Origin of the sequence: Roseovarius sp. BRH_c41 (genome assembly GCF_000961715.1) — a bacterium.
GTDB lineage: Bacteria > Pseudomonadota > Alphaproteobacteria > Rhodobacterales > Rhodobacteraceae > Roseovarius.
On record NZ_LADY01000055.1, the window covers coordinates 21,998 to 33,064 of the forward strand.

Genomic DNA, 11,067 nt, shown 5'->3' on the forward strand with positions numbered 1-11,067 from the left:
CGTGGTTTTGCGGGTGCAGAGCATGGATCGAGGCGTTTGGACCGGCCTGTCACATTTTCGCGTATGGGCTGTGAAGGGGAATTGAACGGGCGGAGATCGCGGGATTCCCATCGTTGGGATACCGAGTTAGACGCCGAGGTATTGATCGGTGATCTCTGGGGTCAGGTCGGTAAAACCGCCCAGCCAGACGGTGCGCCCCTTTTCAAGGATCACGGCGCTGTCGGCGACGCGCCCGAGTTCGCGGATGGATTTGTCGATCACCAAAAGCGCCATGCCGGTTTCGGATTTGAGCCGGGCCAAGGCGGTCCAGATTTCCTGTCGCACCACCGGGGCCAGCCCTTCGGTCGCCTCGTCGAGGATGAGGAGGCGGGGGTTGGTCATGAGTGCCCGGCCAATCGCCAGCATCTGCTGTTCGCCGCCTGAGAGGGAGGCGGCTATTTGATCCTGACGCTCGGCGAGACGCGGAAAGAGCCGGGTGACGGCGGTCATGTCCCAAGGGCCGGGGCGGGCGGCGGCGATCAGGTTTTCGCGCACGGTGAGGCTGGCGAAGCAGCGCCGCCCCTCGGGGACAAGACCGATGCCTGCGCGGGCGGCGCGGTGGGCGGGCATACCGCTGAGGTCACGCCCGGCAAAGGTGGCGGCACCTCCGCTCTGGCGCAGGAGGCGGCAGATCACCTTGACGGTGGTGGATTTGCCCATGCCGTTGCGGCCCATCAGGGCGACAACCTCGCCTTCGCTGACAGAGAGATTGACATCAAAGAGCGCCTGACTCGCGCCGTAAGAGGCGGTGATCTGGGTGAGGGACAGAAGCGTCATGGCGCGGCCTCGTCCATGTCGTCACCGAGATAGGCGCTGCGCACCTCGGGGTCGCGGCGGATTTCGTCCACGGTGCCGGTGGCGATGATCTGGCCGTAAACCAGCACGCTGATCCGGTCTGCGAGCGCAAAGACCGCATCCATGTCATGCTCGACCAGCAGGATCGGTGCCTCGACGCGAAGGCCATTGAGGAGCGTGGTCAGCGCGCGGGTGCCATCGGCCCCAAGCCCGGCCATCGGTTCATCCATGAGGAAAGCGCGGGGGCGCAGGGTGAGGGCGATGGCGACCTCGAGTTGGCGACGTTGGCCGTGCGACAGCTCGGCACAGCGGGTGTTGCGGGCATCAAGCAGGCCAACGGTATCAAGGGCCGCTTCGGCGCGGGCGCGCAGGTCGGCATCGCGCAGCACCGGGCGCAGAAAGCGGACCACATCGCCGCGTTGGCCGAGCGCGCCAAGCACGGCGTTTTGCAGCACGGTATAGTCCATCGGCAGGGCGGAAATCTGGAATGTGCGGGCCATGCCAAGCCGCGCGCGCGCCGCCGTATCAAGGGCGGTCACGTCCTGTCCGGCAAAGAGGATGTGGCCTGCATCGGGGCGCAGCACGCCAGCGATTTGTGCGATCAGGGTGGATTTGCCCGCGCCATTGGGGCCGATCAGCGCGTGAATCTCGCCCGGCCTCAGATCGAGGCTGATGTCGCGGCTGGCGGTGAGCGCGCCAAAGCTCTTGGACAGGCCTGATATGGCGAGAATGGGGTCAGTCATGCGGCTGCCCCCGTCCGGCAAGTAGTCCAAAGAGACCGCCGCGTGCGAAAAGCACGGTGCCCAGCAGGATGGCCCCGAGGTAGATATGCCAATACTCGCTGAGCCCGCCCAAGCTATGTTCGAGCAGGATAAAGAGCGCGGCCCCCGCAACCGGGCCAAAGACGCGGCCCACCCCGCCCAGGATCACGAAGACCATGATCTCGCCCGAGGTTTGCCAGGAGAACATCACCGGACTGACAAAGCGGTTGAGATCGGCAAAGAGCGCGCCCGCAAGCCCGGTGATCGCCCCCGAGAGGGTGAAGGCGATGAGATAGAGGCGGTAGGGGCGTTGACCTATGGCGGCAACGCGCGCCTCGTTCTGGCGGGCCGCGCCCAGCATGAGGCCAAAGTTTGAGCGGGCGAGGCGGGCAGTGAAGAAAAGGATGAGCGCCAGAAGGCCGTAGCAGAGCGCAAAGAACTGGATCGGGTCCATGGTGTTGAGACCCGGAAAGCCGTTGCGGACATAGATTGAGAGGCCATCTTCGCCGCCGTAAGTGGGCCAGGAAATCGCGAAATAGTAGAACATCTGTGAAAACGCGAGGGTGATCATGATGAAATAGACCCCCGTGGTGCGCAAGGACAGCGCGCCCACGGCAAGGGCGGCGAGGGCCGAGGTGAGCGTGGCGATGATCCAGATCACCGGCATGGATTTGGTGCCCTGGAGGGTGAGGGGCCAATCGGTGAGGGTCGTATAGGTCTGGGCGTGATAGGCCAGAATGCCCATGGCATAGCCGCCAAGCCCGAAAAAGAGCGCATGGCCAAAACTCACCAGCCCGCCAAAGCCGAGCGCGATGTTGAGGCCGACACCGGCGATGGCGAGGATCACGGCGCGGGTGGTGAGGGTGATCAGAAAGGGCTCATCGCTGGCCCAGGCGTAGAGGGGGAAGAGCAGAAGCGCAGCCATGAGGGCGGCGTTGAGCAGGCGCTCGCGGGTCATGCGGTGGCTCCGAAGAGGCCACGGGGGCGAAAGATCAGGACGCCCGCCATAAGGATATAGATCGCCATCGAGGCGAGAGATGCGCCGACGGAATTGGCCGCTGCTGGCTCCATGAAGGTGGCGAAGAAGGTTGGAAGGAGGGCGCGGCCCAATGTGTCGGTCAGCCCCACGAGGAGCGCGCCGACAAAGGCCCCTTTGATCGAGCCGATGCCGCCGATCACGATGACGACAAAGGCGAGGATCAGCACCGGCTCGCCCATGCCCACCTGCACCGATTGAATGGCGCCGATCAGTGCGCCGGCAAGGCCCGCGAGCGCCGCGCCAAGGGCGAAGACCAGCGTGTAGAGCGCCGAGATGTTGACGCCGAGGGCCGCGATCATCTCGCGGTCATTCTCGCCTGCGCGAATGCGGATACCGAGGCGGGTTTTCGAGATCATGGCAAAGAGCGCGGCGGCGATCACCAGCCCTGCGCCGATCATCGCAAGGCGGTAGCGCGAATAGTCGATGCCAAACGGCAGGCGCAGCGTGCCCGAGAGCCAGTCGGGCGTGTCGAGATAGAGCGGGAAAGAGCCAAAGACCCAGCGGGTGCCCTCGGACAGGATGAGGATGAGGGCGAAGGTGGCCAAGACCTGATCGAGGTGGTCGCGGTCATAGAGGCGGCGGATGACGAGAAGCTCGATCAGCACGCCGGCCACGGCGGCGGCGGCGAGGCTGGCGGCGAGAGCCAAGAGGAACGAGCCGGTCAGCCCCGCCACCCAAGCCGCCGCAAAGGCGCCGATCATGTAGAGCGAGCCATGCGCGAGATTGATCAGCCCCATCACGCCGAAAATGAGCGTGAGCCCGGCCGCCATGAGAAACAGCATCACCCCGAATTGCAGCCCGTTGAGGGCCTGTTCGATGAGCAGGACGGCGGACATCGCGGCGGTCAGCCCCTGGCCTTGAGGCCGATGCGGCGGCCGATGCCATCGGGGCGGGGCAGGGCGGCATGCGCCTCGGCCATGGCGGCGACGCGGGCGGCGACATCCTCGGGCATGGGCACAACGCGCGGGCCGTTTAGATCGACATGCAGGGTCAGCCCCTCGCCGGTGGCGGCGATCCAGCCGTCGCTGTGAAAGAGTTGCTGAAAGAAGTGAAAGCGTTTGCCGTCATGGTCGAGCAGATAAAAGCTGCTGCGTAACTGGTCGCCCAATTTCACCTCGCGCAGATAGCGGATGTGGAATTCGGCGCTGAAGGTGGTGAGGTTGCGGGTGGCGCGATACTCTGGCCCAAAGCCCATTTCCTCGAAGGCCTCATCGGCGCAGCGGTCAAAGAGCACGGTGTAATAGCCCATGTTCATATGGCCGTTATAGTCGATCCAGCCCTCTTCGACCGGGTGGAAAGCGGAGAGGAAAGGCTGGGCGTCGGGCATCGGACCTCCGGGCGTTGGGGTTTGCGGGTCTTTTAGGGGATTTGCGGCGGGAATGGCAATGGGATCGGGCCTCTGGCGGTTTCGTGATTTGGATTTCAGGGCGGTGAGCTTAGCTATACAGAAGGATGGGTCAGCAAGGGATGAGCGCGATGATCACACGGCGTAGGGTTTTGGCAGGGGGTGTTCTGGTCGCGGCGGGGGCCGGGGCCTATCTGGTCTGGGGACGGGGCAGGTTCGAGGAACTGGCGGCGGTGCCGGTGTTCGCCCAAGAGGGCGTGGCGCTGGGCGGCACCGATCCGGTGGGGTATTTCCGCGAGGGGCGGCCGGTGGCGGGATTGCCTGCGCATAGCTTTGAGTGGAACGGGGCGACATGGCATTTCGCCAGCGCCGAGAACCGCGACGCCTTTGCCGCCGACCCCGCCCGCTACGCGCCGCAATACGGCGGGTTCTGCGCCTGGGCGGTGGCGGAGAAGGGCAAGCTCTATTCCACGCAGCCGGAGAATTGGGCGATTGTGGAGGGCAAGCTCTATCTCAATTTCAACGATGATATTGAGGAGAAATGGCAGGCGGATGTGCCGGGGTTCATCGCGCGGGGGGACGCAAGGTGGCCGGAGGTGTTGAAGGGGGAGGGGTAGGGGGGGGTGGTGGCGAAGGGCGGTAATGCGGACGCAGTTGCCGTTCGCATCACCACTCGGTCTCCCACACTATTGACATACGCGGCATTTGTCCCCATGTTGCGCATGGAGGCTTTGTGATGGGAACGTTGCATTGCCTTTTTTTAATGTGGAGTAGTTGGTTGTGGGCGAAGATCCCGAACCTCTTTGATTCCCCACACTGGATATCCACCTCCAGTCATATGTTGGTACTTCATTCGTTGGATTATATCCACGAGCGGTTCGAGCTCGGGACGAGGGGAAGCGGGCATACGGGGCAATCGCAAGCCCCAACTGATTAAGTAGGCCACTAGATCTGCGAGTTGAACAAGAGCTGTCAGATCAGAATGGACGAAGAATGGCTCAGGAATAATAAGCCGAGACCGCGTTCGGCCGTTTGATGTTCTCTGAAAATATCGTGATATCTGGCCAAGCAGAACGTGGCTTGAGGTTTTATCAAGCTCATCAAACACAAGGAAACCCATTGGGTCACCATGTGACTGGTTGAGGAAATGGTAGTAGCGTTCAAGGAAGAACGCATAGTCCTTCCTCATTTGCTCTCCGTTAGGTGGTCTCGGTGCGTCTTGGGGAACCATAGTGGCAAAAACTCGACCACCATATCGTCGTGTCAACTCTAGAATAAACTCGCAGTAAGCGATCTTCGCTTGCGCAAGAGCAGTAAGGCGCGCGCGCGTTGGGTTCTCCCCGTCTTCCAGCATCTCTTTCGCGAGGCGCATGCGATCTGCGTTCCCGAAAGCATCCATCTGAGCTGCGTGCTTGTAAGCTTTCGTCTTAAGAAGCTCTTTGGCCTTTGCTTCTGCACCATAGGCCTCAAATAAGCGCATACCAAAGAAATGCTGCTGAGCGTCGGATATTTGACGAATGAGCGGCCAAATCTGTCGATCCTCTACCGCAACACCCGCGAGCACTTCGTACGGGGAATTCCGCTGATCCTGCCCAGATTCATCTACAAATAGTGCCCAGCTCAAGTTCGACCTCTTCCTTCACGCCGCCCCGTTTATGAGGTGTCGACGGGAAAAAATCTACTTCAATGTTCTTCTCTGGTTACGCGTAGGCTCTCAGTCCCTTCATTCGCGTGCAGTCTTTTTCAAGGCGAGCGCAAAATTTTGCGATGTGGCGGGAAAACTTAATATCGACCACGCATTGCGGATACCGCATGGCTCACACACGCCAACGCGCCCAACGCCCTCACGCCCAAGGCCCACGCCCCTTGCGCTCGCCTGCCATCTCGCGCAGGGCGCGGATGCGGTTGGCGGGGTTGGGGTGGGTGGAGAAGAGCTTGTCATGGGCATGGGCGTGCAGCGGGTTGATGATGAACATATGCGCCGTGGCGGGGTTGCGCTCGGCGGTGTCGTTGTCGATGCGCTGGGCCAGCCCTGAGATTTTCTCGAGCGCGGAGGCGAGCCAAAGCGGGTTGCCGCAGATGTCGGCACCGACGCGGTCGGCCTCGTATTCGCGGCTGCGGCTGATGGCCATCTGCACGAGACCTGCGGCCATAGGGGCGAGGATCATCAGCGCCAGCGTGCCGATCAATCCCATGCCGTTGTTGCGGTTGCCGCCAAAGAACATCGCGAAATTGGCGAGCATGGAGATGGCCCCTGCAAAGGTGGCGGTCACGGTCATGATGGTGGTGTCGTGGTTGCGGATATGGGCCAGCTCATGTGCCATGACGGCGGCGATTTCCTCGCGGCTGAGGTTGCGCAGGAGGCCGGTGGTCGCGGCGACGGCGGAATTGGCCGGGTTGCGGCCGGTGGCGAAGGCGTTGGGCTGATCATTGTCGAGGATATAGACCGCCGGGCGCGGCATCCCGGCGGCATCGGCCATGTCATGCACCATCTGGGTGAGTGCCGCGCCTTCTGGCCCCGAGGCGGGGCGCGCATTGTGCATGCGCAGCACCATGCGGTCGGAATTCCACCAGGCAAAGGCGTTCATGCCCAAGGCAAACACCAAGGCGATCATCGCCCCGCCCATGCCGCCCAAAAGCGCGCCGATGCCCAGAAAGAGCGCGGTCATCACCGCCATCAAAATGCCTGTGCGCAGATAGCCCATCGGATCATCCCCCTTGATATACCGAGGCAATATGGGGGTTTCTCGGAGGCTTGCAAGCGGGAGATCCTTGGATCCGGGGGGGCTGCTGTTGAAAGGGGCTGGTCCCGCGCGGGCCAGCGGCTAGGATGCGTCCATGATCATTTCGCCCGGCCGCAATTATATCTTTGTGCATATCCCCAAGACCGGCGGCACCGCGCTGGCGCTGGCGCTGGAGGGGCGCGCGCAAGCGGAGGATATTCTGATCGGGGATACGCCCAAGGCGCAGCGCAGGCGGGCGCGGTTGAAGGGCGTGCAGGCGCGCGGGCGGCTGTGGAAACATGCGACACTGGCCGATATTGACGGGCTGGTGAGCGCTGCGGTGGTGGCGGATGCGTTTACCTTTACACTCGTGCGCAACCCGTGGGATCGGATGGTAAGCTATTACCACTGGCTGCGCGGGCAGGATTTCGAGCATTCGGCGGTGCATCTGGCGAAAACCCATGATTTCGCGGGATTTCTGGCGGTGCCCGAGACACAGGCCGCGCTGCGGGCAAACCCCGCACGACGCTATATGACGGCGGCGGATGGGCAGGAACAGTGCCGTCTCTATATCCGGCTGGAGCATTTGGAGGCGGATGCCGCACCGCTCTGGGCGCATCTGGGATTTACGCTTGCGGTGGCGCGCGCCAATGCTTCGGAGCGGGGGCATTACCGCGATTATTACGGCACCCGCGAGGTTTCGATCGTGGCGGAATGCGCGGCTGAGGATATCGCGCGATTCGGCTATGACTTCTGACGCGATGTGACAGTTTCGTGAGATTGCGAGCGTCGCATGCGCTAATCCGACAGCTTTGGCTGGGTTGTTCACCACGTCGCAACGGTGCCTCTTTCCTGCCTGAATCCGAGCAAAAACGGGTCATGTTAACCATGACTTAGTCACTCTGTCGGAATGTTGGACTGTCGGACAGGCAGGACTATGGGTACAAGTTTGAGAGGGACCGGGACCGGGATGCTGGGCTGGATTGGCATGGGCGCAGGCAGGGCTGCCACGGAGCAGATGGCAGAGCCGTCTGGTGTGAAAAGCGGCCTTTTGAGCGGAACGCGGGTGGCAACGGGACATGGCTGGCGTCCGGTTCAAGCGCTCTGTGCGGGGGATCTGGTCGTGACCTTTGATGCGGGTGTGCAGCCCCTCACCGGGGTGATGCGGCATCGGCTCTGGACCGGCGAAAGCGCCTGTCCGCCGCGATTTTGGCCGCTGGAGTTGTCGCGTGGGGTGCTTGGCAATCGCGCGCCGCTGCGGATCATGCCGCATCAGGCGGTGATGGTGGAAAGTGATCTTGCCGAGACACTTTGGGGTGATCCCTTTGCGCTCTTGCCCGGTGCGGCGCTTGACGCGATGCCCGGTGTTGACCGGGTGCCGCCTGATCCGGGAGCGGAGGTTGTTCTATTGCAGTTCGAGACCGATCAGGTGGTGTTTGCCGAGCATGGTCTGATGGTGCTGTGTCCGTCCTCACGCGATCTTCTGGAGTATGGGCTGGGCCCAGAGCAGGTGTCCTATGAGGTACTGCCGATCGTCGAGGCGCGGGGGCTGGTGCTGGCCATGGCCCGGATCGGCGCGCTTGGGCATCCGGTGAGCGAGTCCTCAGAGCGCGGATATATGGCGGTCTGAACGATGCTGGAACGATTGGCCCCTGGCAGGCAGTGCGGCGCAGAGTTTGATGGGCGCAGACCACCGACGCCCGAGAGGCGGCCCGCCATGACCGATCCGCGCAGCTTTGCCAGACCTGAGGGCGGATTGCCCTCGCAAGGCCAGCTTTTGAGTGACCGCGCGGTGTTTGCCGAGGCCTAGGCGTGATCCCTGCGGGGTGATACGGCATATTGTGACAAGCTATCTGCGACATTGACACAAACGCGGGTCCGGGTGATCTCGCGGCCGATGCCCGGCTTTGCCGAGACTTTTTCGCATTATGTGATGGCGGTGGCACCGGGAGGTGGCAGCACGCGGCCCGAGCCCGAGGCGGGCGATTACATGTGGCTGCGCGCCTTTTGTCCGGAGGCCTGCTACGCGGGCGGACCGGGGCGGTTTCGCTATCTGCTCTACAAGGACGTCAATCGGCATGTGGCGCTGTGAGGCGGGGGCGCTGCCCCCGGACCCCCGGAGTATTGGCAGAACGGTGAGGGCAGGGGCAGGCGGGCAGAATTTGATCAAATTATATTTCGGGGCTGGCGTTTCCCGACATGGCGCGACAATGTCAGCCCTGTTGACCTGTCACGCCGGAGGACGTCATGCCAGAGGACCGTATTCGTATTGTCATAAACGGGTTTGGCCGGATCGGCCGCAGCATCCTGCGCATTCTGATGCGCGAGGGGGCAGCGTTCGATCTGGTGTGTATCAACGATATCGAGCCGTTGGAGACCTGCGCCTATCTGTTCCAATATGACAGCGTCTATGGACCCTGGCCGGGGGAGGTGGCGACCCGACCCGGCGTTCTGGTGGTGGATGGGCAGGAGATCCCGTTTCATGCCGCGCATGATTTGAGCACGCTCGATTTGAGCGGGGTCGATCTGGTGCTGGAATGCACTGGCATGGGGGGGGCGCGCGCTGTAGCCGAGCGCGGACTGGCGGCGGGCGCGCGGGCGGTCTTGGTCTCTGGCCCATCGGCGGAGGCGGATGCGACTTTGGTGATCGGCGCCAATGAGGGTGATCTGGGCGAGCATCGGATCATTTCCAACGCCTCCTGCACCACCAATGCGCTGGCGCCTTTGGCGCGGCTCTTGGACGAGGCCTATGGCATCGTCAGCGGGCAGATGACGACGGTGCATTGCTATACCGGCAGTCAACCCACGGTGGACAAGCCGCGCGATGCGCTCGAGCGCAGCCGTGCGGCCGCCCTGTCGATGGTGCCCACCACGACGAGCGCGCAGCATCAGACCGGGTTAGTGCTGCCGGGGCTCAAGGGACGGATCGAGGCGCGGGCCATCCGGGTTCCGGTGGCGAGCGTGTCCTGTATTGATCTGGTGGTGCAGTTGCAGGCCGATGTGACGGTGGCGGCCGTCAATACGATGTTAGAGGCGGCGGCAGCGCGGCATCACTGGTTGGGCTGGACCGAGTCGCCATTGGTGTCGTCGGATTTGCGGGCACGTCCCGAAAGCCTGATTGTCGCAGGGCCGCAAACCTCGGTTTCGGTTGGCGGTCTTGTGCGGGTGTTTGGCTGGTATGACAATGAATGGGGGTTTTCCTGCCGCATGCTGGATATGGCGCGGCTGATCGGGCGACGCGTGTGACGCGCCGCCCGGACGTTATTTGCGCAGGGTGACGTTGGCAAAGCCCATGGCGCGCAGGCGGTTTGCGCCCGCATCCAGTTGGGATTGCGTATTGAACGGGCCGGCCAGCACGAGGGTCAACGCGCGGCCGTCGCGCGCAAGAGTGCCGCGCCGCGCCGGAAGGCCGCTGCGCGCGATGCGCTGCGCCGCAGCCTGTGCCTGCGCGGGATCGGCAAAGAGACCGGCCTGTGCGTAGCGGTGGCTTGGCGTGCTCTGGCGTTCGGTGGCAGGCGTTGAGCGGGTCGAGACCGTGGCGCGGGGGGTGGGGTGAGTGGGCAGCTCTGCCAACTGCTGGCGTGTCATCGGGGCCGGGACATAGCGCCCTTGGGTGGCGACGGTCACACCGGCTGCGCGCTGCGCCTCAAAGCTCGTGTAGGGCGGTTGCAGGCCGGGATACTGGTGGATCACATCGGCCCCGGTGCGCCGGTCAATGAGGCGCTGCGGCACGGTGTTGGTCCACATCACGAGCATCTGGTCGCGCCCCTCGAAGGTCTGATGCGCGCGGTAAGGATTGAGGCGGTCATCCTCCCACACCGGCTGCATGCCTTGGGGCACGGAGACCCCGGCCATGCTGGCCTGCTGGCTAGCATAGACGCGGGCCGGGGCGACGCGGGTATAGGCGGGCACGGTTTCGGGCGTGGCCGGGGTGCCGGGGTGGGGGGCTGCTGCGACGAGCGTGCGACTGGACGTGCTGCGGTTGGAATAGGTCACATGCGGCGACCCCTGCGGACCGCAACGCACGGGCGAGCCCTTGTGCTGCACCGTGTAGGCGGCGGAGACCCCGGTAAGATTGGCACAGGCGCTGCGTGCGGGATCGGGTTGGGTGACGCGGATCGCGCGGCTCGGCGATTGTGCTGGAGCGGGAGTCCTGATGGCTACCGGGCGCGGGTCAGCCTCGGGGCGCAGCGCATTGAGCGGGGCACCGGAGGCGACAGCCCGCGGAGCAGGAGCCTGAACGGCTGTAACGCGGCGCACAGGCTGGGCTGTGGCCACAGGTGCCGGTTGACGGATCACGCGCGCAGTGGGCGCGGGAGCCGTTGCCGCGGCGGCGGCGCGAGGCACAGGGGCGGCTTGGGCGGG

12 protein-coding genes and 1 pseudogene are annotated in these 11,067 nt (G+C 63.7%); 5 read left to right on the forward strand and 8 right to left on the reverse strand.

The annotated features are described in order from the left end of the window. Window positions 1-126 precede the first annotated feature (126 nt). The 5 genes from VR71_RS16380 to VR71_RS16400 are packed head-to-tail and all read right to left on the reverse strand — an operon-like array spanning window position 127 to window position 3,961. Window positions 127-816: an ABC transporter ATP-binding protein gene (locus tag VR71_RS16380; protein ID WP_045685796.1), complete on the reverse strand. Its 690-nt coding sequence runs from the start codon at window positions 814-816 to the stop codon at window positions 127-129. Next, complete coding sequence (locus tag VR71_RS16385; RefSeq protein WP_045685797.1) at window positions 813-1,577, reverse strand: ABC transporter ATP-binding protein; 765 nt, start codon at window positions 1,575-1,577, stop codon at window positions 813-815. Before VR71_RS16385 ends, VR71_RS16380 begins: the two co-directional genes overlap by 4 nt. Beyond that, window positions 1,570-2,553 (reverse strand): branched-chain amino acid ABC transporter permease, encoded by a 984-nt coding sequence (locus VR71_RS16390; RefSeq protein ID WP_045685798.1) that lies wholly within the window; start codon window positions 2,551-2,553, stop codon window positions 1,570-1,572. The genes VR71_RS16385 and VR71_RS16390 overlap by 8 nt, the downstream gene beginning before the upstream one ends. Then, a complete protein-coding gene (locus VR71_RS16395) occupies window positions 2,550-3,470 on the reverse strand; it encodes a branched-chain amino acid ABC transporter permease (protein WP_045685799.1) in 921 nt (306 codons plus the stop codon). Before VR71_RS16395 ends, VR71_RS16390 begins: the two co-directional genes overlap by 4 nt. An 8-nt stretch (window positions 3,471-3,478) precedes the next feature. Continuing rightward, window positions 3,479-3,961, reverse strand: coding sequence for a thioesterase family protein (locus VR71_RS16400; protein ID WP_045685800.1), 483 nt, complete (start codon window positions 3,959-3,961; stop codon window positions 3,479-3,481). A gap of 149 nt (window positions 3,962-4,110) precedes the next feature. On the opposite strand from VR71_RS16400, the gene VR71_RS16405 reads away from it, so the two are divergent. Further along, a complete protein-coding gene (locus VR71_RS16405) occupies window positions 4,111-4,596 on the forward strand; it encodes a YHS domain-containing (seleno)protein (protein ID WP_296430502.1) in 486 nt (161 codons plus the stop codon). A 143-nt stretch (window positions 4,597-4,739) separates the two neighbouring features. Here the strand turns inward: VR71_RS16405 and VR71_RS16410 are convergent, their stop codons facing one another. Next, the gene (locus VR71_RS16410; RefSeq protein WP_045685802.1) at window positions 4,740-5,603 is read right to left on the reverse strand and encodes a DUF3800 domain-containing protein; all 864 of its coding nucleotides are present in this window, start codon (window positions 5,601-5,603) and stop codon (window positions 4,740-4,742) included. A gap of 220 nt (window positions 5,604-5,823) precedes the next feature. Continuing rightward, window positions 5,824-6,684, reverse strand: a complete 861-nt coding sequence (htpX, locus tag VR71_RS16415; RefSeq protein ID WP_045685803.1) for a zinc metalloprotease HtpX — start codon at window positions 6,682-6,684, stop codon at window positions 5,824-5,826. A gap of 133 nt (window positions 6,685-6,817) precedes the next feature. Between htpX and VR71_RS16420 the strand changes: the two genes are divergently transcribed. The 4 genes and pseudogenes from VR71_RS16420 (at window position 6,818) to VR71_RS16435 (ending at window position 9,948) form a co-directional block, all read left to right on the forward strand. Next, window positions 6,818-7,459: a sulfotransferase family 2 domain-containing protein gene (locus tag VR71_RS16420; protein ID WP_045685804.1), complete on the forward strand. Its 642-nt coding sequence runs from the start codon at window positions 6,818-6,820 to the stop codon at window positions 7,457-7,459. A 213-nt stretch (window positions 7,460-7,672) separates the two neighbouring features. Beyond that, complete coding sequence (locus tag VR71_RS16425; RefSeq protein ID WP_045685805.1) at window positions 7,673-8,332, forward strand: Hint domain-containing protein; 660 nt, start codon at window positions 7,673-7,675, stop codon at window positions 8,330-8,332. 87 nt (window positions 8,333-8,419) lie between these two features. Continuing rightward, window positions 8,420-8,794, forward strand: a pseudogene (locus VR71_RS25185) (hypothetical protein). 155 nt (window positions 8,795-8,949) lie between these two features. After that, window positions 8,950-9,948, forward strand: coding sequence for a type I glyceraldehyde-3-phosphate dehydrogenase (locus VR71_RS16435; RefSeq protein ID WP_045685807.1), 999 nt, complete (start codon window positions 8,950-8,952; stop codon window positions 9,946-9,948). A gap of 15 nt (window positions 9,949-9,963) precedes the next feature. Here the strand turns inward: VR71_RS16435 and VR71_RS16440 are convergent. After that, the coding region (locus VR71_RS16440; RefSeq protein ID WP_296430504.1) for an SPOR domain-containing protein at window positions 9,964-11,067 on the reverse strand (1,104 nt) is incomplete at its 5' end.